Source organism: Amycolatopsis sp. N2S4-7, from assembly GCF_058119595.1.
On the sequence record NZ_CP172299.1, the window covers coordinates 9,709,828 to 9,734,873 of the forward strand.

20 protein-coding genes and 3 rRNA genes are annotated in these 25,046 nt (G+C 68.7%); 19 read left to right on the plus strand and 4 right to left on the minus strand.

All coding sequences use genetic code 11. The features are described 5' to 3' along the window. Positions 1 to 81 precede the first annotated feature (81 nt). Genes argC through argH form a run of 8 tightly spaced genes read left to right on the plus strand, consistent with a single transcriptional unit; the run spans position 82 to position 7,550 of the window. A complete protein-coding gene (gene argC, locus ACH54P_RS45875; protein ID WP_489909572.1) occupies positions 82 to 1,110 on the plus strand; it encodes an N-acetyl-gamma-glutamyl-phosphate reductase in 1,029 nt (342 codons plus the stop codon). Further along, entirely contained in the window at positions 1,107 to 2,267 is a 1,161-nt protein-coding gene (argJ, locus tag ACH54P_RS45880; protein WP_489909573.1) for a bifunctional glutamate N-acetyltransferase/amino-acid acetyltransferase ArgJ, read from the plus strand. The genes argC and argJ overlap by 4 nt, the downstream gene beginning before the upstream one ends. After that, positions 2,264 to 3,181 (plus strand): acetylglutamate kinase, encoded by a 918-nt coding sequence (argB, locus tag ACH54P_RS45885; protein ID WP_489909574.1) that lies wholly within the window; start codon positions 2,264 to 2,266, stop codon positions 3,179 to 3,181. Before argJ ends, argB begins: the two co-directional genes overlap by 4 nt. Beyond that, positions 3,178 to 4,380 carry an acetylornithine transaminase gene (locus tag ACH54P_RS45890; protein WP_489909575.1) on the plus strand — a complete coding sequence of 401 codons (1,203 nt, stop codon included), beginning with the start codon at positions 3,178 to 3,180 and terminating at the stop codon, positions 4,378 to 4,380. Before argB ends, ACH54P_RS45890 begins: the two co-directional genes overlap by 4 nt. Beyond that, complete coding sequence (argF, locus tag ACH54P_RS45895) at positions 4,380 to 5,306, plus strand: ornithine carbamoyltransferase (protein WP_489909576.1); 927 nt, start codon at positions 4,380 to 4,382, stop codon at positions 5,304 to 5,306. Before ACH54P_RS45890 ends, argF begins: the two co-directional genes overlap by 1 nt. Then, positions 5,303 to 5,815 carry an arginine repressor gene (locus ACH54P_RS45900; RefSeq protein ID WP_489909577.1) on the plus strand — a complete coding sequence of 171 codons (513 nt, stop codon included), beginning with the start codon at positions 5,303 to 5,305 and terminating at the stop codon, positions 5,813 to 5,815. Before argF ends, ACH54P_RS45900 begins: the two co-directional genes overlap by 4 nt. Further along, positions 5,812 to 6,138, plus strand: coding sequence for an argininosuccinate synthase (locus tag ACH54P_RS45905; protein WP_489909578.1), 327 nt, complete (start codon positions 5,812 to 5,814; stop codon positions 6,136 to 6,138). Before ACH54P_RS45900 ends, ACH54P_RS45905 begins: the two co-directional genes overlap by 4 nt. Further along, positions 6,135 to 7,550 (plus strand): argininosuccinate lyase, encoded by a 1,416-nt coding sequence (argH, locus tag ACH54P_RS45910; protein WP_489909579.1) that lies wholly within the window; start codon positions 6,135 to 6,137, stop codon positions 7,548 to 7,550. The genes ACH54P_RS45905 and argH overlap by 4 nt, the downstream gene beginning before the upstream one ends. Here the strand turns inward: argH and ACH54P_RS45915 are convergent. From ACH54P_RS45915 to ACH54P_RS45925, 3 genes are read right to left on the minus strand one after another with little or no spacing between them, the layout of a single operon-like run. After that, entirely contained in the window at positions 7,543 to 8,196 is a 654-nt protein-coding gene (locus tag ACH54P_RS45915) for a TetR/AcrR family transcriptional regulator (RefSeq protein WP_489909580.1), read from the minus strand. The genes argH and ACH54P_RS45915 overlap by 8 nt on opposite strands. Continuing rightward, positions 8,196 to 8,855, minus strand: a complete 660-nt coding sequence (locus ACH54P_RS45920; protein ID WP_489909581.1) for a DUF4166 domain-containing protein — start codon at positions 8,853 to 8,855, stop codon at positions 8,196 to 8,198. Before ACH54P_RS45920 ends, ACH54P_RS45915 begins: the two co-directional genes overlap by 1 nt. Then, positions 8,852 to 9,397: a hypothetical protein gene (locus ACH54P_RS45925; RefSeq protein WP_489909582.1), complete on the minus strand. Its 546-nt coding sequence runs from the start codon at positions 9,395 to 9,397 to the stop codon at positions 8,852 to 8,854. The genes ACH54P_RS45920 and ACH54P_RS45925 overlap by 4 nt, the downstream gene beginning before the upstream one ends. A 112-nt stretch (positions 9,398 to 9,509) precedes the next feature. Here ACH54P_RS45925 and ACH54P_RS45930 point away from each other — a divergent pair, with 112 nt between their 5' ends. From ACH54P_RS45930 to recN, 11 genes are all read left to right on the plus strand, one after another. Continuing rightward, positions 9,510 to 10,148, plus strand: coding sequence for a DNA-3-methyladenine glycosylase (locus ACH54P_RS45930; RefSeq protein WP_489909583.1), 639 nt, complete (start codon positions 9,510 to 9,512; stop codon positions 10,146 to 10,148). 32 nt (positions 10,149 to 10,180) lie between these two features. After that, positions 10,181 to 11,455: a tyrosine--tRNA ligase gene (gene tyrS, locus ACH54P_RS45935; RefSeq protein ID WP_489909584.1), complete on the plus strand. Its 1,275-nt coding sequence runs from the start codon at positions 10,181 to 10,183 to the stop codon at positions 11,453 to 11,455. 343 nt (positions 11,456 to 11,798) lie between these two features. Beyond that, a 16S ribosomal RNA gene (locus ACH54P_RS45940) occupies positions 11,799 to 13,319 on the plus strand. Between the two features lie 321 nt (positions 13,320 to 13,640). Then, a 23S ribosomal RNA gene (locus ACH54P_RS45945) occupies positions 13,641 to 16,764 on the plus strand. A gap of 66 nt (positions 16,765 to 16,830) precedes the next feature. After that, positions 16,831 to 16,947 (plus strand): 5S ribosomal RNA (gene rrf / locus ACH54P_RS45950). The 16S, 23S and 5S rRNA genes sit together here, the layout of an rRNA operon. Before the next feature lie 96 nt (positions 16,948 to 17,043). Next, positions 17,044 to 19,227, plus strand: a complete 2,184-nt coding sequence (locus tag ACH54P_RS45955; protein WP_489909585.1) for a hypothetical protein — start codon at positions 17,044 to 17,046, stop codon at positions 19,225 to 19,227. Then, entirely contained in the window at positions 19,220 to 20,200 is a 981-nt protein-coding gene (locus tag ACH54P_RS45960; RefSeq protein WP_489909586.1) for an HAD-IIA family hydrolase, read from the plus strand. The genes ACH54P_RS45955 and ACH54P_RS45960 overlap by 8 nt, the downstream gene beginning before the upstream one ends. A gap of 13 nt (positions 20,201 to 20,213) precedes the next feature. Then, positions 20,214 to 20,411 (plus strand): hypothetical protein, encoded by a 198-nt coding sequence (locus tag ACH54P_RS45965; RefSeq protein WP_247021542.1) that lies wholly within the window; start codon positions 20,214 to 20,216, stop codon positions 20,409 to 20,411. Between the two features lie 5 nt (positions 20,412 to 20,416). After that, entirely contained in the window at positions 20,417 to 21,244 is an 828-nt protein-coding gene (locus tag ACH54P_RS45970) for a TlyA family RNA methyltransferase (protein WP_489909587.1), read from the plus strand. Then, on the plus strand, positions 21,241 to 22,167 hold the full coding sequence (locus ACH54P_RS45975) for an NAD kinase (RefSeq protein WP_489909588.1): 927 nt from the start codon (positions 21,241 to 21,243) through the stop codon (positions 22,165 to 22,167). The genes ACH54P_RS45970 and ACH54P_RS45975 overlap by 4 nt, the downstream gene beginning before the upstream one ends. 89 nt (positions 22,168 to 22,256) lie before the next feature. Next, positions 22,257 to 24,035 carry a DNA repair protein RecN gene (gene recN / locus ACH54P_RS45980; protein WP_489909589.1) on the plus strand — a complete coding sequence of 593 codons (1,779 nt, stop codon included), beginning with the start codon at positions 22,257 to 22,259 and terminating at the stop codon, positions 24,033 to 24,035. A gap of 35 nt (positions 24,036 to 24,070) precedes the next feature. Here the strand turns inward: recN and ACH54P_RS45985 are convergent, their stop codons facing one another. After that, positions 24,071 to 24,685, minus strand: coding sequence for a VOC family protein (locus tag ACH54P_RS45985; RefSeq protein WP_489909590.1), 615 nt, complete (start codon positions 24,683 to 24,685; stop codon positions 24,071 to 24,073). Positions 24,686 to 25,046 lie beyond the last annotated feature (361 nt).

Here is a 25,046-nt window from a genome sequence, read left to right on the forward strand (position 1 = left end):
GCCCAGCATCCCAAGGTGGCGGGTACCACTTCCCGGGAATCCTGTTTGTTTAGCCTTGCAAGGGCGTGCATAATCATGCGTATGACGGTGAACATCGCGGTGGCCGGAGCCAGCGGGTACGCGGGTGGCGAACTGCTGCGCCTGCTCCTGACCCATCCCGGGGTCGAGATCGGCGCGCTCACGGCGGCCAGCAGTGCGGGCACGAAACTCGGCGTCCACCAGCCCCACCTCGTCCCCCTCGCCGACCGCGTCCTCGCCGAGACGACGCCGGAGACCCTCGCCGGCCACGACGTCGTGTTCCTCGCGCTGCCCCACGGGCACTCCGCCGAGATCGCGGCGCAGCTCGGCCCGGACGTCCTGGTCGTCGACCTCGGCGCCGACCACCGGCTGGCCGACGCGGGCGACTGGCAGCGCTGGTACGGCGGCGACCACGCCGGCCAGTGGCCCTACGGCCTGCCCGAGCTGCCCGGCGCCCGCGAGAAGCTCGCCGGCACCAAGCGCATCGCCGTGCCCGGCTGCTTCCCGACCGGCGGGTCGCTCGCCCTGGCGCCCGCTTTCGTCGCCGGGCTCATCGAGCCGGACGTGACGGTCGTCGCGGTCACCGGCACCTCCGGCGCCGGCAAGAGCCTGAAGCCGAACCTGCTCGGTTCCGAGGTGATGGGCTCGGCCAGCGCGTACGGCGTCGGCGGCGCCCACCGCCACACCCCGGAGTTCGCGCAGAACCTCTCGGCCGTCGCGGGGGAGAAGGTCACCGTTTCTTTCACCCCGGTGCTCGCGCCGATGCCCCGCGGCATCCTCACCACCGCCAGCGCCCCGCTGAAGGGCGACGTCGACGAGTCCGCCGCCCGCGCGGCGTACGAGAAGGCCTACGACGCCGAGCCGTTCGTCCAGCTGCTGCCCGCGGGCGCCTGGCCGACGACCTCGGCGACGCTCGGCTCGAACAACGTCCAGCTGCAGGTCACGGTCGACGCCGGTGCGAAGCGCCTGGTCGTCGTCGCCGCGATCGACAACCTCACCAAGGGCACCGCCGGCGGTGCCGTCCAGTCGATGAACCTGGCCCTCGGTCTCCCCGAGACCACCGGCCTTTCCACCGTAGGAGTGGCACCGTGACCGTCACCGGCCCCCAGGGCTTCCGCGCCGCCGGCGTCGCCGCCGGGATCAAGGCCTCCGGCGCGCTCGACCTCACTCTGGTCGTCAACGACGGCCCGCTCGACGTCGCGGCCGGCGTGTTCACCCGCAACGTCATCAAGGCCGCGCCGGTGCTCTGGTCGCAGGAGGTGCTCAAGCAGCAGCGGCTGAAGGCCGTCGTCCTCAACTCGGGCGGCGCCAACGCGGCCACCGGCCCCGGCGGCTTCCAGGACACCCACGCCACCGCCGAGAAGGTCGCCGAAGTCCTGCAGGCGGGCGCGATCGAGGTCGCCGTCTGCTCCACCGGCCTGATCGGCGAGCGCCTGCCGATGGACGCCGTGCTGTCCGGCGTGGACACGGCGTTCAAGGCGCTGGACGCCAGTGCCGAGGCGAGCCTGAACGCCGCCACCGGCGTGATGACCACCGACAGCAAGCCGAAGCAGGCCTTCGCGAAGCACGACAGCGGCTGGAGCGTCGGCGGCTTCGCCAAGGGCGCGGGCATGCTCGCGCCGAACCTCGCCACCATGCTCTCGGTCCTGACCACCGACGCCGTGGTGGACAAGGGCACCCTCGACCGCGCGCTGCGCGCGGCCACCCACGTCACCTTCGACCGGCTCGACGTCGACGGCGGCACGTCCACCAACGACACCGTCCTGGTCCTCGCCTCCGGCGCGAGCGGGGTCGAACCCACCGAGGCGGAGCTCACCGAGCTGCTCACCGCGGTGAGCCACGACCTCGTTCTCCAGCTGCGCGCCGATTCCGAAGGCGCGACGAAGGACGTCGACGTCACGGTGCGGGGCGCGGCATCCGAAGCCGACGCGATCGCGGTGGCCCGCACGATCGCCGAGGACAACCTGGTCAAGACGGCCCTGTTCGGCTCCGACCCGAACTGGGGCCGGATCGCCATGGCCCTCGGCCGGGTCCCGGCCCGCATCGACCCGGAGACGGTGTCGATCGCGATCAACGGCGTCACCCTGTTCGCGCAGGGGATGCCCGCCGCCGACCGGTCCGAGGCCGACCTCACCGGGCGCGCCATCGAGATCGTCGTCGACCTCGGCGTCGGCGCGAGCGCGGCGACCATCTACACCACCGACCTTTCGCACGGCTACGTCGAAGAGAACAGCGCGTACTCCTCATGAACCAGGAGGCTCTGATTTCCGCGGACGAGAGACTGGCGACGGCGGCCGAAAAGGCCGGGGTGCTCATCGAGGCGCTGCCGTGGCTGCAGCGGTTCCACGGCGCCACCGTGGTGGTCAAGTACGGCGGCAACGCCATGATCGACGACGAGCTGAAGGCGGCCTTCGCCGAGGACATGGTGTTCCTCCGGCTGGCCGGCCTGCGCCCCGTGGTCGTGCACGGCGGCGGCCCGCAGATCACCGCGATGCTCAAGCGCCTCGGCGTCGAAGGCGAGTTCAAGGGCGGCCTGCGGGTCACCACGCCGGAGACGATGGACATCGTCCGGATGGTGCTCACCGGGCAGGTCAGCCGCGAGCTCGTCGGCCTGATCAACGCCCACGGGCCGTACGCGGTCGGCATCTCCGGCGAGGACGCCCGGCTGTTCACCGCCGAGCGCAAACGGGCCACTGTGGACGGTGAACAGGTCGACATCGGGCTCGTCGGCGAGGTCGCCGAGGTCAACCCGGACGCGGTGCTCGACATCGTCAACGCCGGGCGCATCCCGGTGGTGTCCACGGTCGCCCCGGACATCGACGGCGTCGTGCACAACGTCAACGCCGACACCGCCGCGGGCGCACTGGCGGCCGCGCTCGGCGCCGAAAAGCTCGTCGTGCTCACCGACGTCGAAGGCCTGTACGCGAACTGGCCCGACCGGTCGTCGCTGATCGACCGCATCCGCGTCGACCGCCTCGAAACCATGCTGCCCGACCTGGCCAGCGGCATGATCCCGAAGATGGAGGCGTGCGTGCGCGCCATCCGCGGCGGCGTGCGCCGGGCGCACGTGATCGACGGCCGCCTCGCCCACTCGGTGCTGCTGGAGGTCTTCACCTCGCGCGGCGTCGGCACCATGGTCTTCCCCGAAACGGAGCTCCCGTGACCGACCTCAAGTCCAATGTGGATGGCCAGCAGCACTGGCAGTCCGCCCTCATGGACAACTACGGCACGCCCGGCCTGACGCTCGTCCGCGGCGAAGGCGCGAAGGTGTGGGACGCCGACGGCAAGGAGTACGTCGACCTGGTCGGCGGCATCGCCGTCAACGCGCTGGGGCACGCCCACCCCGCGATCGTCGAAGCCGTCACCCACCAGATCAAACAGCTCGGCCACACCTCGAACCTGTACGTCAACCCGGTCGCCGTCGAGCTCGCCGAGGCGCTGCTCGACGTCGCCGGCCTCACCGGCAACGGCAAGGTGCTGTTCGTCAACTCCGGCGCCGAAGCGAACGAAGCCGCGCTGAAGATCAGCCGGCTGACCGGGCGAACCAAGGTCGTCGCCGCCGAGGGCGCGTTCCACGGCCGGACCATGGGCGCGTTGACGCTCACCGGCCAGCCCGGCAAGCGCGACCCCTTCAAGCCACTGGTGCCCGGCGTCGAGCACGTGCCGTTCGGGGACGTCGAGGCGCTCAAGGCGGCCGTCGACACCGACACCGCGGCGGTCTTCCTCGAGCCGGTGCTCGGCGAGGCCGGGGTGATCCCGGCGCCGGACGGCTACCTGCAGGCCGCCCGCGAAATCACCAAGGCCACCGGCACCCTGCTGGTGCTCGACGAGGTGCAGACCGGCCTCGGCCGCCTCGGCACCTGGTTCGGCTACCAGCAGGCCGGCATCGTCCCGGACGTGATCACCCTGGCCAAGGGCCTCGGCGGCGGGCTGCCGCTGGGCGCCGTGATCGGCGTCGGCGCCGCCGGCGACCTGCTCAAGCCCGGCCAGCACGGCACCACCTTCGGCGGTAACCCGGTCTGCTGCGCGGCCGGACTGGCCGTGCTGAAGACCATCGCCGCGGACAACCTCCTCGACCACGTTTCGGCGCTGGGCAAGGACATCGCGGCGGGCGTCGAGGCGCTGGGCCACCCCCTGGTCGCCGGGGTGCGCGGCGCCGGGCTGCTGCTCGGCATCGCCCTCAAGCAGCCCGTCTCGGCGGCGGTCGCGAAGGCCGCCCAGGACGCCGGTTACCTCGTCAACCCGGTCGCCCCGGACGCCGTCCGGCTCGCGCCCCCGCTCGTGCTCGACGGCGAGCAGGCCGAAGGCTTCCTCGCCGCGCTCCCGAACGCGCTCGACTCCACCACGAAGGACTCCGACTGATGCTGCGCCACTTCCTCCGCGACGACGACGTCAGCCCCGCCGAGCAGAAGGCGATCCTCGACCTCGCCGACGCGCTGAAGGCCGACCCGCTCGGGAACCGGATCCTGGCCGGCAAGTCCATCACGGCGATCTTCGAGAAGAACTCGACCCGCACCCGGTTCTCGTTCGAGGTGGGCATCAGCCAGCTCGGCGGGCACCCGGTGATCGTCGACGGCCGCTCCATGCAGCTCGGGCGCGAAGAGACCATCGAGGACACTTCGCGGGTGCTGTCGCGCTACGTCGACGGGATCGTGTGGCGCACCTTCGCGCAGAAGCGCATCGAGGCGATGGCGTCGGCCGCGTCGATCCCGGTGATCAACGCGCTGACCGACGAGTTCCACCCGTGCCAGGTCCTCACCGACCTGATGACGATCCGGGAGCGCAAGGGAAAGCTCGAAGGGCTCACCCTCGTCTACCTCGGCGACGGCGCCAACAACATGGCGCACTCGCTGCTGCTCGGCGGCGTCACCGCCGGGATGCACGTCCGGGTCGTCTCGCCGGTCGGCTTCCAGCCGGATCAGGGCGTGCTGCTGGACACGAAGAAGCGGGCGAGTGAGACGGGCGGCACCGCCACCGTCTTCACCGACCCGTACGCCGCCGTCGACGGCGCGGACGTGCTCGTCACCGACACGTGGACGTCGATGGGGCAGGAGAACGACGGGCTCGACCGGGTGGGCCCGTTCCGCGCCCTGCAGGTCAACGCGGAACTGCTGAAGAAGGCCGCGGACGACGCCATCGTGCTGCACTGCCTGCCGGCGCACCGCGGCTGGGAGATCACCGACGAGGTGATCGACGGCCCGGCCAGCGCGGTGTGGGACGAGGCCGAGAACCGGCTCCACGCCCAGAAGGCCCTCCTGGTCTGGCTGTTCGAAGAGAGCCGGCGATGACCAGCAGCCGGGTGGGGCGGCAGGCGAGGATCACCGAGCTGGTGTCCAGCGTGACCATCCGCAGCCAGACCGAGCTGGCCAAGCTGCTGGCCGCCGAAGGCATCGAGGTCACCCAGGCGACACTGTCGCGCGACCTCGACGAGCTGGGCGCGGTCAAGCTGCGCGGCCCGGACTCGGGCGCACCGGTCTACGTCATCCCGGAGGACGGCAGCCCGGTCCGCGGGGTGCAGGGCGGCACTTCCCGGCTCTCCCGGCTGCTGGCCGAGCTGATGGTCTCGGCGGACTCGTCGGGCAACCTGACCGTGCTGCGGACCCCGCCGGGCGCGGCGCAGTTCCTGGCCAGCGCCATCGACCGGGCGGCGCTGGAGGAGGTTGTCGGCTCGATCGCGGGCGACGACACGGTCGCCGTGATCGCCCGGGAACCCCTGACGGGCAAGGAACTGGCCGAGCGCTTCGCCGCGCTGGCGCACCGTTCCGCACAGGACCAAGGAGACGAAGGACCGCCATGACCGCGCTCGCCGACATCTTCCCGGCCGAGGGTGAGTTCCTCGCGCCGGACGAGGTTGTCGTCACGTTCGATCGCGGGGTCCCGGTGGCGATCGACGGCGAGACCGTCTCCGTCGCCGAAGCGCGCCGGATGCTGAGCGCGCGCGGCGAGGCGCAGAGAATCGGCCGCCGTGAAGCGTGCGCCGCGCTCGAACGGCGGGCCGGCCGCGGATGCGCCAGTCTGGCCGACACCGTGTCGGGCGAAGTTCGCCTGGTCCTCCACGACGGCCGGGTGACGGCCGAAGACTTGAATCCGACGTACTACGAGGAGAAGCGAGAACAGTGAGCGGGAACGAGCAGCCGGTGCAGCTGTGGGGCGGCCGGTTCGCCAGCGGTCCGGCGGAGGCCATGGCCGCGCTGAGCGCGTCGACGCACTTCGACTGGCGCCTGGCGCCCTACGACATCGCCGGCTCCCGCGCGCACGCCCGCGTGCTGCGGAAGGCGGGCCTGCTCACCGACGACGAGCTGACGGGCATGCTGGCCGCGCTGGACACCCTCGCCCAGGACGTCGCGTCGGGGGCGTTCACCCCGACGATCGCCGACGAGGACGTGCACACGGCCCTCGAACGCGGCCTCCTCGAACGCGCGGGCACCGACCTCGGCGGCAAGCTGCGTGCCGGCCGGTCCCGCAACGACCAGGTGGCCACGCTGTTCCGGATGTGGCTGCGGGACGCGGCCCGCCGCGTCGTCGCCGGCACGCTGGAGGTCGTCGACGCGCTGGTGTCGCAGGCCAAGCGGCACCCGGACGCGATCCTGCCCGGCCGCACGCACCTGCAGCACGCCCAGCCGGTGCTGCTCGCGCACCACCTGCTGGCCCACGGCCAGGCGCTGCTGCGCGACGTCTCGCGGCTGCAGGACTGGGACGCTCGCACGGCCGAGTCGCCGTACGGCTCGGGCGCGCTCGCCGGCTCGTCGCTGGGGCTCGACCCCGAGGCCGTCGCCGAGGAGCTGGGCTTCGCGACGAGCGTCGAGAACTCCATCGACGGCACCGCCTCGCGCGACTTCGTGGCCGAGTTCGCCTTCGCCGTCGCCATGCTCGCGGTGAACCTGTCCCGGATCGCCGAAGAGGTGATCATCTGGAACACCGCCGAGTTCGGGTACGTCACGCTGGACGACGCCTGGGCCACCGGCAGCTCGATCATGCCGCAGAAGAAGAACCCGGACGTCGCCGAGCTGACCCGCGGCAAGGCGGGCCGGCTGATCGGCAACCTCACCGGCCTGCTGGCCACGTTGAAGGCGCAGCCGCTGGCCTACAACCGCGACCTGCAGGAGGACAAGGAGCCGGTGTTCGACTCGGTCGAGCAGCTCGAGCTCCTGTTCCCGGCGATCGCGGGCATGCTCGCGACGCTGACCTTCCACACCGACCGGCTCGCCGAGCTGGCCCCGGCCGGCTTCACCCTGGCTACCGACATCGCGGAATGGCTGGTCCGCCAGGGCGTCCCGTTCCGCGTCGCGCACGAAGCGGCGGGGGAAAGCGTCCGCGTCGCCGAGACCCGCGGCGTCGGCCTGGACGAGCTGACCGACGAGGAGTTCGAGAAGATCAACCCGGCGCTCACCCCCGAGGTGCGGGCCGTGCTGACCGTCGAAGGCTCGGTGAAGTCGCGCAACGCGCGGGGCGGCACGGCGCCGGAACGCGTGGCCGAGCAGCGGGCGCGGCTGGAAGAGCGGGTCACCGCGGCCCGCCAGTGGCTCAACTGAGGCGAGATTTCCGGAGCTTGGCCCGGACGGCCCGCGTGGCCACCGGGCCGAGCCCGTCCAGGACGTCGACGAGCACGGCCAGCTGCTCCAGCGCGGCGACGGCCTGTTCGGCGCCGTCGGGGTCGACCGTGTCGAACAGCGTCAGCCCGAGGAACCCGGTGGACACGGCGTGGGCCAGTCCGTCGGGGTCGGCGAGCTCGGCCAGCGGCGACCCCTCGAGCACGCGCTCGAGCGCCGTCCGGACTTCGGTGATCCACTTGTTCAGGCCTTCTCGGGTCGCTTCGGCGAGCCGTTCGCTGCCCTGCGCCCCGGCCAGTGTCTGGGCCAGAAGGGCCAGGTTGCCTTCCGCGCGTTCCGCGGTGCGGATCTCCCGGCCGAGCGCCAGCAGCTCGCCCACCGTGGCGACAGCGGCGAAGCGGTCCCGGTAGAGGGCGACGCGGGCCTCCGTCGCGGAGATGCACGCCTGCGCGACGAGCTCCTCGACGCTGCCGAAGTGGTAGAAGACCAGCGCCTGGTTCGCGCCCGCGGCACTGGCGACCGACCGGGCCGAGACGGCGGTGATGCCCTGCCGCCGGACGACGTCCAGCACGCCGTCCACGAGCCGCTGCTTCGTGTCCTGCGAACTGGAGTTCCGGCCGGTGCCCATCAGTCCATGACCTTCTCACGAAGTGGTTTCACGGCTCCGCCGACCCCGCTGCCGACGTCGATGTACCGCGCGCTGAACCCGCCTTCGTAACCGAACACCGGCCCGAAGCGGGGATCGACCACCGCGACCTCGATCCGGAACTGCCCGCAGCCGTCGTCGAACCACTCGTCGACCGTGGCGGTCACGGTGAGGCCCCGCGGCAGGCGCGCCCCCGCCCGGAACCGGAACTCGCCGGAGCGGATCCGGAACCCGCCGTCCGGCCGGACCGACACGGCGAGGTCGACCGCCAGGCGCTGGTGCGTTCCCAGGTAGTCGACGAGGCCGCGCTCCGGGCTGTGGACCATCTGCGCGTCGAAGCGCCTGCGCCGATTCGGGAATTCGAAGGTCCGCACGAAGGACACCGTCTCGCGGCCGTGCCCGTCCACGTACGGGTAGTTCTCGATGGTGAACGGCACGTTCCGCCCGCACTCGGGGAACAGGATGTGCCGGGTCGACCCGAGCCAGAGGAACGGCACGGTGAACCCGGGGCCGCGCCAGACGCGGTCCATCACGCCGTGGCCGATCATGCCTCGCCCGTCCGACAGGGCGAGCCGCTCCCGCACCCGGGGGTGCAGGTTCGCGAAGTCCGCGCCGAGCGCGCGCTCGAAGACACTGGTCACCGCGTCGCTCCGGCGACCACCCGGTCGCGGGGCCGGGTCCGGCCGCAGCGGGCGGCCGATGGTGCGGTGAGCGGCTGGTCTTCCGGAGCAACGCCCGTCTCCAGCCAGAGCCGGAGCCGGTCGAACGACCAGGCCGTCATCCAGCCGAACACGGGCCGGAACAGCCGGTCGGCCAGCTGCCCGAAACGGCCCCAGCGGGTGCCGTAGTCGAACCCGGTGACGAAGCGGACGCCACCGGGGACCGGCGTGTACCGCCAGAAGCCCGCCCCCGCGCTGATCAGCGACAGCGGATCGGCGGAGGCGAACCGCAGCACCGAGGTGCGCGAGCCGTCCGGCCAGGTGCGCGACGCGGCGCTCACCCCGACGCCGGTGACCGTGATCCCCAGGAACCGCGAGGTGTAGCGGAAATGGCCCTCGAGCGGGCTGATCTCGGTGAAGCGCAGGTCCCAGCGCCGGTGCAGGACCGGGTCCTGCGTGTGCTGCCACAGCGTGTCCAGATCCGTGCGGATCAGGGTCTCGACGTAGAGCGCCTTCGGCCGCATCTCTCGGCTCCCCTCAGAGTTTGAGCGACTGCTCAAACAGACTCTAGGGAACTTTGAGCGATCGCTCAAGGGTTAGGGTGATCGCGCCAGTCAGCCGAGGAGAGGAGCTCGCTTGAGCGGCGACGCAGGCCGGTTGTTCACCCGTGACGAACTGGCGCTCGACCCGGTCGACCTGGCCCAGCTGCTGCTCGGCTCGGTCCTGGAGGCCGACGGCCCCGACGGCACGGTCGGCGTCCGGCTGGTCGAAGTCGAGGCCTACCGCGGCGAGGACGACCCGGCGTCGCACTGCTACCGGGGACAGACCCCGCGCAACGCGGTCATGTGGGGTCCCGCCGGCCACCTCTACGTCTACTTCGTCTACGGCATGCACTTCTGCGCGAACATCGTCGGTTCCCACGACGGCGTGGCCGGCGCGGTGCTGCTGCGGGCCGGCGAGGTCGTCACGGGTGTCGACGTCGTCCGCAAGCGGCGCCCGGCCGCGCGGGGGACCGGCGAGCTGGCGAAGGGCCCGGCCATCCTCACTTCGGTGCTCCGCATCGACCGCGAGCAGAACGGCGTCGACCTGACCGACCCGGCGTCCCCGGTCCGTCTGCACGTCGGCGAGCGGGTGCCGCCGGAGGAGATCCGCACCGGTCCCCGGGTCGGCGTCGCGATGGCGATGGACACGCCGTGGCGGTTCTGGGTCGACGGCTCCCCGGCCGTGTCCACCTACCGCCGCGGCGGGAAGCGGCGGGTCCGACCCGCCAGTTAGTCGGTTGACCTGGTGCGGGAGGATCTACAGGCGTGAGCGAACACATCCTCGACGAGCTGTCCTGGCGCGGTCTCATCGCGCAGTCCACCGACATCGACGCCCTCCGGCGCGAGCTCGACCAGGGTCCCGTGACGCTCTATTGCGGCTTCGACCCCACCGCGCCCAGCCTGCACGCCGGCAACCTCGTCCCGCTGCTCATGCTCAAGCGCTTCCAGCGCGCCGGGCACCGGCCGATCGTGCTGGCCGGCGGCGCGACCGGGATGATCGGCGACCCGCGCGACACCGGTGAGCGCACGCTGAACACCCTCGACGTCGTCGCCGAGTGGGCGGGGCGCATCCGCGGCCAGCTCGAACGGTTCGTCGACTTCGACGAGTCGCCGACCGGGGCGATCGTCGAGAACAACCTCAACTGGACCGGGCAGCAGAACGTCCTCGAGTTCCTGCGCGACGTCGGCAAGCACTTCTCGGTCAACGTCATGCTCAACCGGGAGACGGTCAAGCGCCGGCTCGACGGCGACGGCATGTCCTACACCGAGTTCAGCTACCTGCTCCTGCAGTCGCAGGACTACCTGCAGCTGCACCGCCAGTACGGCTGCAAGCTGCAGGTCGGCGGGTCCGACCAGTGGGGCAACCTCGTCGGCGGGGTCGACCTGATCCGCCGGACCGACGGGGCGGGCGTGCACGCGCTGACCGCGCCGCTGGTCACCGACGCCGAGGGGCGGAAGTTCGGCAAGTCCACCGGCGGCGGGAACCTCTGGCTCGACCCGGAGATGACCTCGCCGTACGCCTGGTACCAGTACTTCGTCAACGTGGGCGACGCCGACGTGATCCGCTACCTGCGGATGTTCACGTTCCTCGGCCAGGAGGAGATCGCCGCGCTGGCGGAGGACACCGAACAGCGCCCCCACCTGCGCGCCGCGCAGCGCCGGCTGGCGGAGGAGTTCACCACCCTGGTGCACGGCGAGGACCAGACCCGGCAGGTGATCACCGCCAGCCAGGCCCTGTTCGGCCGCGGTGAGCTCGGCGAACTGGACGAGCGCACGCTCGACGCGGCGATGGCCGAGGTGCCGAACGGCCAGGTCGACCCCGCGGGTGAGTCGACGATCGTCGACCTCCTGCTCGCCGGGGGACTGGTGGACAGCAAGGGCGCCGCGCGCCGCACGGTCAAGGAGGGCGGCGCGTACGTCAACAACGTGAAGATCGCGGACGAGGAGTGGAAGCCGGCCCGCGAGGACGCCCTCCACGGCAAGTGGCTCGTGGTCCGCAAGGGCAAGCGGAGCGTCGCCGGCGTCGCCCTCGGCGGGTGACCGCCTCCGAGGGCCCGAAACAGGGTCTTGACCTGCGGGAACGCGGTTAAGGTACCCCCCTGTTCCGGGCCCTCGGAGGGGGTGTAAAGTTCTCCAAGTCGCCAGGGAAACCGGGTGGCCGCCGGGACACGAACCAAGCTCTCGCTGAAGGCGATTGAGTGGGTGTCCCACCAAAAACTGCTAGGAATGACTCGCTTCGAGCGGGCCGCTTGATCGCGGCGGGTTCGGGGTGTGTTGCTTGAGAACTCAACAGTGTGCTAGTGAACTAAGCCAGTAGAGCTTATTTTTGAACCTCGTATGAGGTTCCTTTGAGAGCATTAATTTGCCTCGATTAAACTGTTCATTGTTGGAGAGTTTGATCCTGGCTCAGGACGAACGCTGGCGGCGTGCTTAACACATGCAAGTCGAACGCTGAACCGGTTTCGGCCGGGGATGAGTGGCGAACGGGTGAGTAACACGTGGGTAATCTGCCCTGCACTCTGGGATAAGCCTTGGAAACGGGGTCTAATACCGGATATCACTTTCTCTCGCATGGGAGAGGGTTGAAAGTTCTGGCGGTGCAGGATGAACCCGCGGCCTATCAGCTTGTTGGTGGGGTAGTGGCCTACCAAGGCGACGACGGGTAGCCGGCCTGAGAGGGTGACCGGCCACACTGGGACTGAGACACGGCCCAGACTCCTACGGGAGGCAGCAGTGGGGAATATTGCACAATGGGCGAAAGCCTGATGCAGCGACGCCGCGTGAGGGATGACGGCCTTCGGGTTGTAAACCTCTTTCGCCAGGGACGAAGCGCAAGTGACGGTACCTGGATAAGAAGCACCGGCTAACTACGTGCCAGCAGCCGCGGTAATACGTAGGGTGCGAGCGTTGTCCGGATTTATTGGGCGTAAAGAGCTCGTAGGCGGTTTGTCGCGTCGGCCGTGAAATCTCCACGCTTAACGTGGAGCGTGCGGTCGATACGGGCAGACTTGAGTTCGGTAGGGGAGACTGGAATTCCTGGTGTAGCGGTGAAATGCGCAGATATCAGGAGGAACACCGGTGGCGAAGGCGGGTCTCTGGGCCGATACTGACGCTGAGGAGCGAAAGCGTGGGGAGCGAACAGGATTAGATACCCTGGTAGTCCACGCTGTAAACGTTGGGCGCTAGGTGTGGGCGACATCCACGTTGTCCGTGCCGTAGCTAACGCATTAAGCGCCCCGCCTGGGGAGTACGGCCGCAAGGCTAAAACTCAAAGGAATTGACGGGGGCCCGCACAAGCGGCGGAGCATGTGGATTAATTCGATGCAACGCGAAGAACCTTACCTGGGCTTGACATGCGCCAGACATCCCCAGAGATGGGGCTTCCCTTGTGGTTGGTGTACAGGTGGTGCATGGCTGTCGTCAGCTCGTGTCGTGAGATGTTGGGTTAAGTCCCGCAACGAGCGCAACCCTTATCCTACGTTGCCAGCGCGTTATGGCGGGGACTCGTGGGAGACTGCCGGGGTCAACTCGGAGGAAGGTGGGGATGACGTCAAGTCATCATGCCCCTTATGTCCAGGGCTTCACACATGCTACAATGGCTGGTACAGAGGGCTGCGATACCGCGAGGTGGAGCGAATCCCTTAAAGCCGGTCTCAGTTCGGATCGCAGTCTGCAACTCGACTGCGTGAAGTCGGAGTCGCTAGTAATCGCAGATCAGCAACGCTGCGGTGAATACGTTCCCGGGCCTTGTACACACCGCCCGTCACGTCATGAAAGTCGGTAACACCCGAAGCCCATGGCCCAACCCCGTAAGGGGAGGGAGTGGTCGAAGGTGGGACTGGCGATTGGGACGAAGTCGTAACAAGGTAGCCGTACCGGAAGGTGCGGCTGGATCACCTCCTTTCTAAGGAGCACAACACATCCATGTTCCCGGGATTCCCGGATTCAGAGCGTGGGGTGGGCGCGGTTTAACATCCGAACGTGGTGTTGCCGGGCTTGCTCAAGGAATCGTGGAACTACTGGTTATGGCTTGTTCTGGTTGGCAATGCCTCGGTGAGTACTACGGACTTGTCCGTGTGGAAAGCAGGGCCGGCGCCTGGAGGGCAAGTTGTTCATTGGCACGCTGTTGGGTCCTGAGGCAACACGCCTGGGGCTAACCCCCCGAGGGACGTTTTGTTTCTGGTGTGGTGTTTGAGAACTGTAGAGTGGATGCGAGCATCTTTGTGGTCAAGTTGTTAAGGGCACATGGTGGATGTCTTGGCTTCAGGAGCCGATGAAGGACGTAGGAGGCTGCGATAAGCCTCGGGGAGCTGTCAACCGAGCTGTGATCCGAGGATTTCCGAATGGGGAAACCCAGCACCAGTGATGTGGTGTTACCCGCACCTGAATATATAGGGTGTGTGGAGGGAACGCGGGGAAGTGAAACATCTCAGTACCCGTAGGAAGAGAAAACAAAAGTGATTCCGTGAGTAGTGGCGAGCGAAAGCGGAAGAGGCTAAACCATGCACATGTCAAGCTGTCAGGCGTTGTGTGTGTGGTGTTGTGGGACCCAGCGTCGAGGATCTGACAGTCCTCGGAATGATTACTCGTGTTAGTGGAACGCCTTGGGATGGGCGGCCGGAGTGGGTGAGAGCCCCGTACGCGAAAACACGGTGTGGATTGTTTGTTTGGTGTTCCCGAGTAGCAGCGAGCTCGTGGAATTTGCTGTGAATCTGCCGGGACCACCCGGTAAGCCTAAATACTTCCTGAAGACCGATAGCGGACGAGTACCGTGAGGGAAAGATGAAAAGTACCCCGGGAGGGGAGTGAAAGAGTACCTGAAACCGTGTGCCTACAAGCCGTCAGAGCCTGCTTTGTTGGGTGATGGCGTGCCTTTTGAAGAATGAGCCTGCGAGTTAGTGCTGCGTGGCGAGGTTAACCCGTGTGGGGTAGCCGTAGCGAAAGCGAGTCTGAATAGGGCGAATGAGTCGCGTGGTCTAGACCCGAAGCGGAGTGATCTACCCATGGCCAGGGTGAAGCGACGGTAAGACGTCGTGGAGGCCCGAACCCACTTAGGTTGAAAACTGAGGGGATGAGCTGTGGGTAGGGGTGAAAGGCCAATCAAACTCCGTGATAGCTGGTTCTCCCCGAAATGCATTTAGGTGCAGCGTCACGTGTTTCTTGTTGGGGGTAGAGCTACTGGATGGTCTAGGGGCCTTACCGGGTTACCGAAATCAACCAAACTCCGAATACCAATAAGTGAGAGCGTGGCAGTGAGACGGCGGGGGATAAGCTTCGTCGTCGAGAGGGAAACAGCCCAGAACACCAGCTAAGGCCCCTAAGTGTGTGCTCAGTGGGAAAGGATGTGGGATTGCCCAGACAACCAGGAGGTTGGCTTAGAAGCAGCCACCCTTGAAAGAGTGCGTAATAGCTCACTGGTCAAGTGGTCCTGCGCCGACAATGTAGCGGGGCTTAAGCACACCGCCGAAGCTGTGTCATTGACACATGAGATCCGCTTCGCTCCTTGAGAGTGTTGTGTAGTCGTGTTGATGGGTAGGGGAGCGTCCTGCATCCAGGGAAGCCACGGTGGAAACCAGTGGTGGAGGGTGTGGGAGTGAGAATGCAGGCATGAGTAGCGAATGCAGAGTGAGAAACTCTGCCGCCGGATGACCAAGGGTTCCTGGGCCAGGCTAATCCGCCCAGGGTAAGTCGGGACCTAAGGCGAGGCCGACAGGCGTAGTCGATGGACAACGGGTTGATATTCCCGTACCCGAGCATGTGCGCCCATGACGAGGCGTTTGATACTAACCACCCAAAGCCGCGTCCCAATGTCTTCGGACGGAGGGGTGTGTGTGGAGCGTGGGACCTGATTTCGTAGTAGTCAAGCGATGGGGTGACGCAGGAAGGTAGCTCCGCCAGGCGATGGTTGTCCTGGTGTAAGCGTGTAGGAGAAAGCATAGGCAAATCCGTGCTTTATATACTCTGAGACGTGATGCGTAGCCGTTTGAGGCGAAGTAGAGTGATCCTATGCTGCCGAGAAAAGCCTCTAGTGAGTGCATGCACGGCCCGTACCCCAAACCAACACAGGTGGTCAGGTAGAGAATACCAAGGCGATCGGGTGAACTGTGGTTAAGGAACTCGGCAAAATGCCCCCGTAACTTCGGGAGAAGGGGGGCCAAACACCTTGAAGCCTTTTTCGGGCTAGGGGTGGGTGGCCGCAGAGACCAGCGGAAAGCGACTGTTTACTAAAAACACAGGTCCATGCGAAGTCGCAAGACGATGTATATGGACTGACGCCTGCCCGGTGCTGGAACGTTAAGAGGACCGGTTAGCCTTTCGGGGCGAAGCTGAGAATTTAAGCGCCAGTAAACGGCGGTGGTAACTATAACCATCCTAAGGTAGCGAAATTCCTTGTCGGGTAAGTTCCGACCTGCACGAATGGCGTAACGACTTTCCGGCTGTCTCAACCACAGGCCCGGCGAAATTGCACTACGAGTAAAGATGCTCGTTACGCGCGGCAGGACGGAAAGACCCCGGGACCTTTACTATAGTTTGGTATTGGTTTTCGGTTCGGCTTGTGTAGGATAGGTGGGAGACTGTGAAGTGGTCACGCTAGTGGCTGTGGAGTCGTTGTTGAAATACCACTCTGGTCGAATTGGGAATCTGAACCTCGGGCCATGATCTGGTTCAGGGACAGTGCCTGATGGGTAGTTTAACTGGGGCGGTTGCCTCCTAAAGAGTAACGGAGGCGCCCAAAGGTTCCCTCAGCCTGGTTGGCAATCAGGTGTTGAGTGCAAGTGCACAAGGGAGCTTGACTGTGAGACAGACATGTCGAGCAGGGACGAAAGTCGGGACTAGTGATCCGGCACCACCTGGTGGAAGGGGTGTCGCTCAACGGATAAAAGGTACCCCGGGGATAACAGGCTGATCTTGCCCAAGAGTCCATATCGACGGCATGGTTTGGCACCTCGATGTCGGCTCGTCGCATCCTGGGGCCGGAGTAGGTCCCAAGGGTTGGGCTGTTCGCCCATTAAAGCGGCACGCGAGCTGGGTTTAGAACGTCGTGAGACAGTTCGGTCCCTATCCGCCGCGCGCGTAGGATACTTGAGGAAGGCTGTCCCTAGTACGAGAGGACCGGGACGGACGAACCTCTGGTGTGCCAGTTGTCCCGCCAGGGGCATGGCTGGTTGGCCACGTTCGGAAGGGATAACCGCTGAAGGCATCTAAGCGGGAAGCCTGTTCCAAGATGAGGTATCCCACCCTTTGTGGGTTAAGGCCCCCAACAGACCATTGGGTTGATAGGCCAGAAATGGAAGCACAGTAATGTGTTGTCGAGTTGACTGGTACTAATAGGCCGAGGACTTGCCCACGAAGATGTTACGCATCCACTCTACAGCTCTGAAACACCACACGTTGTGTGTGTTGTTTCGTAGTGTTTCGGTGGTTATAGCGTCAGGGAAACGCCCGGTCCCATTCCGAACCCGGAAGCTAAGCCTGACAGCGCCGATGGTACTGCAACCGAAGGGTTGTGGGAGAGTAGGACACCGCCGAACTAACCTTCCGTACGGCCCGTTAGGATAGCCAGTTGGCTGCCCTAGCGGGCCGTACGCGTATGTCCAGACATGATTTTTTCCACGGCAGGAGGCCAGGTGTCCGAGTTCGGTCGACGAGACTCAGCGGATGATGGGTCCGGCCGGTCGGCACGCCGGGACGAAGGCTCCCGGGGCCGGCCGGACGCACCCGGGGGAGACCGGCGCGGCGCGCGGCAGGACCGCGGCGGGCGCGACAGTACCCACCAGGGGCGGCCACGCCGCGACGACCGCGGTGTCCGCGGCGGCGGCAAGCCCTTCCGCGGCGGCGACGGTCCCCGTGACCGCGACCAGCGCGGGGGTTACGCAGGTCAGAGCCGCGACAGCAACCGCAGCACGGGCGACCGTGACGACCGCCGCGGCGGCTACGGCAGCCGCGACACCGGCGGCAACCGCTATTCCGGCGGCGGCCGCTCCGACGACCGCGGCGGCAGCCGCTCGGGTGGCGGCTACGAGGGCCGGGGCGGCAGTCGCTCCGGCGGAAGTTCCGAGAACCGAAGCGACACCCGTTCCGGCGGCAGCTACGAGAACCGGGGCGGCAGCCGTTCCGGCGGTAGCTACCAGGGCCGCAGCGACAGCCGCTCGGGCGGTAGCTACGAGAACCGGGGTGGCAGCCGTTCCGGCGGCGGCTACGAGGGCCGTAGCGACAACCGTTCGAGCGGTGGCTACCAGGGCCGTAGCGACAACCGTTCGAGCGGTGGCTACCAGGGCCGTAGCGACAACCGTTCCGGCGGTAGCTACGAGGGCCGGGGCGGCAGCCGTTCGGGCGGCAGTTACGAGAGCCGGGGTGGCAGCCGTTCCGGTGGTGGCTACGAGGGCCGGAGCGATAGCCGCTCGGGCGGTGGCTACCAGGGCCGTAGCGACAGCCGTTCCGGTGGGCGCTCCGACAACCGGGGCGGCAGCCGCTCCGGCGGTAGCTACGAGAACCGGAGCGACAACCGCTCCGGGAGCAGCTCGGACAGCCGGCCGGGCCGCAGCTTCGACGACCGTGGCGGTCGGCCCAGCGGGGGCCGCCCGCAGGGCAAGTCCTCGTACGGCGACCGCAAGCCGCGCTGGGAAGACCGCAGCGGCAGCTCGGGCCGCCGCGACGATGACCGTGGCGCCCGCTCCGGTGGTTTCCGCTCCGACAACCGTGGCCGGGGCAGCAGCGACTCCCGCGGTGACCGCGGTGGTTACCAGCGTCGCGACGATTCGAAGGGCAGCTACCAGCGCCGCGACGATGACCGCGGCGCCCGGACGGGTGGTTTCCGTTCCGAAGACCGCAGCCGTACCGGCAGCGATTCGCGCGGCGACCGCGGCAGCTACCAGCGTCGCGACGACGAAAACCGCGACAACCGGAGCGAGCGCACCGGGGGTGCCTCCCGCGACGCCGGCAAGCGCTACGACAGCACCCAGCGCCGCGACGACCGGCCCGAGCGGCGCGAGGACAGCCGTCCCGCGGCTCGGGATCATGGGGACCGCAAAGACCGCCGGGACGACCGTCCGCGGCGGGACCCGCGGCCCAAGGTCGGCGCTCCGCTCGACGACGAAGCCCTCGCCAGGGAACTTCTCGAGGCGCCGGAACTGCCCGAGGACATCGAGTTCTCCGACCTCGACGAGGACGCCCGCCGCGAGTTGAGGACCCTGCCGAAGGGGCTGGCCGAGACCGTCGGGAAGCACCTCGTCGCGGCCGGGGGCCTGATCGACAGCGATCCCGAGGCCGCTCTCGAGCACGCCAAGTACGCCAAGGCCAAGGCCTCCCGCGTCCCGATCGTGCGCGAGGCGCTGGGCCTGGTCGCCTACCACGCCGGCAACTGGTCGGAGGCGCTGTCGGAACTGCGGGCCGTCCGGCGGATGACCCGCACCGACAACCACATCGCCATCATCGCCGACGCCGAGCGCGCGCTCGGGCGCCCCGAGCGGGCCCTCGACCTCGCGAAGGAGGTCGACACGGCGAAGCTGGCGAAGGCCACCCAGATCGAGCTCGCGATCGTCGCGGCCGGAGCGCGCCGGGACCTCGGGCAGCTCGACGCCGCCGTCGTGTCGCTGCAGAGCGACAACCTCAAGGCCGAGAAGCGCGACCCGTGGAGCGCGCGGCTCTTCTACGCCTACGCCGACAACCTCGCGGCCGCCGGGCGCAAGGAAGAGGCCGTCCGGTGGTTCCTCAACGCGGCCGAGGCCGACGCGGAGGACGAGACCGACGCTTCCGAGCGCGCCGCGGACCTGTCGAACGAGGAGAAGGACGCCGAAGCCACCGATGAGTGACGCCTTGTTCGCGGCCTACGACGCGGTCCTCTTCGACCTCGACGGCACCGTCTACCACGGCGCCCGGGTGATCCCGGGCGCTCCCGAGACGGTCCGGGCGGCCCGCGAGCACGGCACGCCGGTCCGGTTCGTCACGAACAACGCGTCCAAGGCGCCGGCCGAGGTCGTCGAGCACCTCGTCGACCTCGGCATGCCCGCCGGGGCCGACGAGGTGCACACCAGCGCCCAGGCCGGCGTCGTGCTCCTCAAGGACCGGCTCGAGGCCGGCGCCGAGGTCCTCGTCGTCGGCACCGAGTCGCTCGCCGCCGAAGTCCGCCAGGCCGGGCTGGAGCCCGTGCGGGAGAACGGCGACGGCGTCCAGGCCGTCGTCCAGGGCCACTCGCCGGACAACACCTGGGCCGCGCTGGCCGAGGCCTGCCTGGCCATCCGCGCGGGCGCGCTGTGGGTGGCCTGCAACGTCGACGCCACGCTGCCCAGCGAGCGCGGCCTGCTGCCGGGCAACGGCTCGATGGTCGCCGCCCTCCGCACCGCCACGGACGTCGAACCGCTCGTCGCCGGGAAGCCGGAGCCGTTGCTGTTCGAGACCGCGGCGCGGTCGGCGGGCGCGGACCGGCCCCTGGTCGTCGGCGACCGGCTGGACACCGACATCGCCGGCGCGGTCGCCGCGGGCATCGACTCGCTGGTCGTGCTCTCCGGCGTCGCGACGCCGGCGCAGCTGGTCACGGCCGTCCCGGCCGAGCGCGGCACCTACCTCGCCGCGGACCTCACCGCGCTCACCGAGCCGGCCGAGGACCTCAGGATCGGGCCCCGCCCCGGCTGGTCGGTCGAGGTGCGGGACGACGCGCTCGTGGTGGACGGCGAAGGCGACGACCTGGACCTGCTCCGCGCGCTGTGCCACATGGCCTGGGAGACCGGGGTCACCCGGGTCCGTGGCGACGACCCCGCGCTGGCACGGCTCGGCCTGACCGGCTGATACCGTTCGTAACGTGCAGGATCATCCGTACCCCGTCCCGGGACCCCCGCCCGGTTCGTTCTCGCCGCAGACCGACCCGCGGGCCGGTATCGACGAAGCCGTCGCCGGCCTGGACGACCTGGACGCACTGCCGCTCGCCGAGCACGTCGAGCGCTTCGACGCCGTGCACACCGAGCTGACCGTCGCCCTGTCCAGCATCGACAAGGTCTGACCGGCGTGCCCAAGCGGGCCCGCCTCGACGCGGAACTGGTTCGGCGCGGCCTCGCCCGGTCGCGCGAGCAGGCGTCGGCCCTGATCACCGGCGGCAAGGTCACCGTGCGCGGCATGGTCGCGACCAAACCCGCCACCGGCGTCGAAACCGGCGCGCCGATCGTCGTGAAGGACGAGGACGACCCCGGTTGGGCCTCGCGCGGCGCGCACAAGCTGCTCGGCGCCCTGGCCGCGTTCACCGGGCTCAGCGTCGAAGGCAAGCGCTGCCTCGACGCGGGCGCGTCCACCGGCGGCTTCACCGACGTCCTGCTCCGCAACGGCGCCGCGACCGTGATCGCCGCCGACGTCGGCCGCGGCCTCCTCGACTGGCGGATCCGCACCGACGAACGGGTGGTGGTCATGGACCGCACCAATGTTCGCAACCTCTCTCCCGAGGACCTCGGCGGCCAGGTCGACGTCGTCGTCGGGGACCTCTCGTTCATCTCGCTCAAGCTCGTGCTGCCCGCGCTCGCCGCCTGCGCGCGCGAAGGCGCCGACCTCGTGCCGATGGTGAAACCGCAGTTCGAGGTGGGCAAGGACCGGCTCGGCAGCGGCGGCGTCGTCCGCGACCCGGAACTGCGCGCCGAATCCGTGCTCACCGTGATCGACGAGGCCGCGAAACTGGGGCTCGCGCTGCGCGGCGTCACCGCCAGCCCGCTGCCCGGGCCGTCCGGGAACGTCGAGTACTTCGTGTGGCTGAGGAAAGAACACGTGGCCGGGTCCACTGTGGACGCGGTAGACAGGTCTGAGGCCGAGCGGCTCGTCCGAACCGCCGTCGAGGAAGGGCCCGCATGACCACCGAACGTGAAGTGCTCCTCATGGTGCACCCCGATCGCGACGCGACGGGCGAGGCCGCGCGCGAAGTTTCGGCGCGCTTCGCCAAGGCCGGCATCCGGATCCGGGTGATCGAAGAGGACGTCTGCGCGCTGATCAACCCGGACGAGCACGGCGTCGGGTCGTCCTGCACCGTCGTGGACCCGAACGACAACCCCGCCGACGGCGTCGAGCTGGTCTTCGTCCTGGGTGGCGACGGCACGCTGCTGCGCGCGGCCGAGCTGGCCCGCCCCGCCGGGGTGCCGGTGCTCGGCGTGAACCTCGGGCGCGTCGGCTTCCTCGCGGAGGCCGACTCGGACGCGCTGGCCGACACCGTGCAGCGCGTCGTCGACGGCGACTACCAGGTCGAAGAGCGGATGACCATCGACGTCACGGTCACCCACGACGGCGAAGAGGTCGCCCGCACCTGGGCGCTCAACGAAGCCAGCGTCGAGAAGAGCACCCGCGAGCGGGTCCTGGACGCGCTGATCGAGGTCGACGGCCGCCCGGTGTCCGCCTTCGGCTGCGACGGTGTGCTGTGCGCCACACCGACCGGTTCGACGGCGTACGCGTTTTCGGCGGGCGGCCCGATCATCTGGCCGGACGTCCAGGCGCTGCTGGTCGTGCCGAGCAACGCGCACGCGATGTTCTCGCGGCCGCTGGTCGTCTCGCGGAGCTCGGTGATCACGGTCGGGATCGACCCGGACGGCTCGTCCGCCGTGCTGACCTGCGACGGGACGCGGCACATCGACCTGCCGCCAGGTGCCCGCGTGCGGGTCACCTGCGGCACGATCCCGGTGCGCCTGGTGCGGCTCTGGGACGGCCCGTTCACCGATCGCCTGGTGCAGAAGTTCTCGCTGCCGGTGAAGAGCTGGCGCGAACGGCACGCCCGCCCCGCCGAATGAGTCCGTTCACCGCCTAATTCGAACATATCGGCGACTCGCCGGGCTCCCGCGCGCGCAGAGTGTCGGTGGGGGCCGCTACGGTAGGCGGCGTGCTGGCCGAGATGCGCATCCAGGGCCTCGGAGTCATCGAGGACGCCCTGCTGGAACTGCACGCGGGCTTCACCGTCGTGACCGGTGAGACGGGTGCCGGTAAGACCATGGTCGTCACCGGGCTGCACCTGCTCTCCGGGGGCCGGGCCGAGGTGTCCAAGGTCCGGACGGGGATGCTCAAGGCGTTCGTGGAAGGACGGTTCACGTATTCCGGCGTCGAAGGCGCCGAACGGATCGTCGCCGACTCGGGCGCCGACGTGGACGAGGACGGCAGCGTGATCGCGCTGCGCGCGGTCGCTGTCGACGGGCGGTCCCGCGCCCACCTCGGCGGCCGGTCCGTGCCGGTCGGCGTGCTCGCGGAGCTGTCCGAACAGCTGATCGCGGTGCACGGGCAGAACGACCAGCTCCGGCTGCTGCGCCCGGCCGAGCAGCGCGCGGTGATCGACCGGTTCGCCGGCGATTCGGTGGCGAAACCGCTGAGCGCGTACCAGGAGACCCGGTCGGAGTGGCTGGCGGTGATCGCCGAGCTGACCGAGCGGTCGACGCGCTCCCGGGAGATGGCCCAGCAGGCCGACCTGCTCAAGCACGGGCTCACCGAAATCGACGCCGTCGCGCCGGAGCCGGGCGAGGACGTCGAGCTCACCGAGCAGATCAAGCGGCTCGCGGCGGTCGACGAGCTGCGCGCGACCGCCACCGAAGCGCACGCCGCGGTCTCCGGCTCCCCGGACGGCGATCCGGACGCGCCGGGAGCGGCCGGCCTGGTTTCGGAGGCGCTGCGGCGGCTCTCGACGTCCGAGGACGCCGTCCTGCGCGAGCTGGCGCCGCGGCTGGAGGAGGCGTCGGTGCTGCTGGCCGACGTCGGGGCCGAGCTGGGCAGCTACGTCGAGACACTGGACGCCGACCCGGCGCTGCTGGAGAAGGTGCTGGCCCGCCAGGCCGACCTCAAGCGGCTCACCCGCAAGTACGCGGCGGACGTCGACGGCGTGCTCGCCTGGGCCGACGACGCCCGGCGGCGGCTCGAGACCATGGACACCTCGGAGGAGGCGCTCGCCGAGCTGGCGATGCGGCGCGACGGGCTCGCGGTGCAGCTGGCCGCGCACGCCGCCGAGGTGTCGGCCGCGCGCATCGACGCGGCCGCATCGCTGGCGGCGGAGATCACCCGCGAGCTGTCCGGGCTGGCGATGGGCCAGGCCGCGATCGAGGTGACGGTCGAGCAGCGCCCGGCCGAGCACGGCGACACGCACGCGCTGACCCTCGACGGCCGCGCGGTGCACGCGGGGCCGGACGGCGTCGACGACGTCGAACTGCTGCTGCGGGCGCACGACGGCGCCCCGCCGCTCCCGGTGCACAAGGCCGCTTCGGGCGGTGAGCTGTCGCGGGTGATGCTGGCGATCGAGGTGGTCCTCGCGCACGCGGACACGGTTCAGACGCTGGTGTTCGACGAGGTCGACGCCGGGGTCGGCGGCCGTGCGGCGGTCGAGATCGGCCGGCGGCTGGCCCGGCTGGCGCGCACCCACCAGGTCCTGGTGGTGACGCACCTGCCCCAGGTCGCGGCGTTCGCGGACCAGCACCTGGTGGTGGACAAGGGCCACACCGGCGGGGTCACGCGAAGCGGCGTCAAGAACCTGAGCCAGACCGAGCGCGTTTCCGAACTGGCCCGGATGCTCGCCGGCATGGACAACGAGACGGGCCGGGCGCACGCCGAGGAACTGCTGGCGACGGCGGAGAAGGACAAGGCGGAGGCCGAGCCGAAGCGGAAGCGGGCCAAGAAGAAGTAGGCGGGTGGGGCCCGAGGTGCCCCACCCGACGCGGCTCAGCAGGCGTCCGGGTCCTCGACACCCGGCGGCGGGGTGAACAGCTCCTCGAAGGTCTGGTCGACGAGCTCGAGCACGTTGCCGAACGGGTCTTCGCAGAAGCAGAACCACGACTTCGGCCCCACCTGGTGGATCTTGCTGCGCTGGCGGCCGCCGAAAAGGGTGATGCGGTCGGCCGTCTCGGTCACGTCGAGGCACGTGAAGCAGATGTGGAAGATGCCGGTGCGCCAGTAGTCGAAGTTTTCGGCACGGCGCTCGGCCACCGGGCCGGTGAATTCGAACAATTCGATTCCGGTGCCGCCCGGCATGACCATGTGCGCGATCCGGGCGCTCTGCCAGCCCTCGCCGTAGATGTCCGACGCGGGCCCGCCGCCGGGCGCGTCGCTGCTGATGGAGAACGGGCCGAGCAGGAGCTTGAGGCCGAAGACCTGCTCGTACCACGCGACCGCGCGGTCGAGGTCGGTCACCGACAGGGCGGCGTGGTTGAAGCCGGTCCGCACGGCGGGCGGGGCGAGGCGCTCGAGCGCGGCGAGCCGCGGCGCCGGGACGTCGGGCAGGGTGGGTACGCCCGGAACCACACCGGTTCCGGGAACACCGACATCGCTGGACTGCATGGGCATACTCCTGGGTGGCATGAGAATCGCTCGGTGGCGCAATGCGATCACCCCCCATGAGGATGCATTGCACAGCCGTCGGCTGTGCGACCAAGTATCGGCGGTCCCCGCGAGAAATCTTCCTGAGAATTGTGACAGCGTTAGGAAACGGATCACGAACGCACAGTCACCACTGCGGCAAACGGCCCACACCCGGCCTTTTTCCCCTGTTGAGAGCGTTGCCTGTCACTTTCCAACCAGGAGTGCCGGGCAACGACAGCCGCATTCCGGGTAAATGGTTGGTAAAACACCTCGTGAAATTCGAGAACGCGCGCGAACACCTCGGAGAGCAGCCACGGGCACGGAAGGTTCTCGCGGGCAA

Bases quoted from the DNA above. Each gene is read 5' to 3' on its own strand.
- argB (WP_489909574.1), top strand. From the start codon at position 2,264: ATGAACCAGGAGGCTCTGATTTCCGCGGACGAGAGACTGGCGACGGCG.
- argF (WP_489909576.1), top strand. From the start codon at position 4,380: ATGCTGCGCCACTTCCTCCGCGACGACGACGTCAGCCCCGCCGAGCAG.
- ACH54P_RS45925 (WP_489909582.1), bottom strand. From the start codon at position 9,397: ATGCGGCCGAAGGCGCTCTACGTCGAGACCCTGATCCGCACGGATCTG.
- ACH54P_RS45905 (WP_489909578.1), top strand. From the start codon at position 5,812: ATGACCGCGCTCGCCGACATCTTCCCGGCCGAGGGTGAGTTCCTCGCG.
- ACH54P_RS45985 (WP_489909590.1), bottom strand. From the start codon at position 24,685: ATGCAGTCCAGCGATGTCGGTGTTCCCGGAACCGGTGTGGTTCCGGGC.
- ACH54P_RS45960 (WP_489909586.1), top strand. From the start codon at position 19,220: ATGAGTGACGCCTTGTTCGCGGCCTACGACGCGGTCCTCTTCGACCTC.
- ACH54P_RS45975 (WP_489909588.1), top strand. From the start codon at position 21,241: ATGACCACCGAACGTGAAGTGCTCCTCATGGTGCACCCCGATCGCGAC.
- argC (WP_489909572.1), top strand. From the start codon at position 82: ATGACGGTGAACATCGCGGTGGCCGGAGCCAGCGGGTACGCGGGTGGC.
- ACH54P_RS45915 (WP_489909580.1), bottom strand. From the start codon at position 8,196: ATGGGCACCGGCCGGAACTCCAGTTCGCAGGACACGAAGCAGCGGCTC.
- ACH54P_RS45900 (WP_489909577.1), top strand. From the start codon at position 5,303: ATGACCAGCAGCCGGGTGGGGCGGCAGGCGAGGATCACCGAGCTGGTG.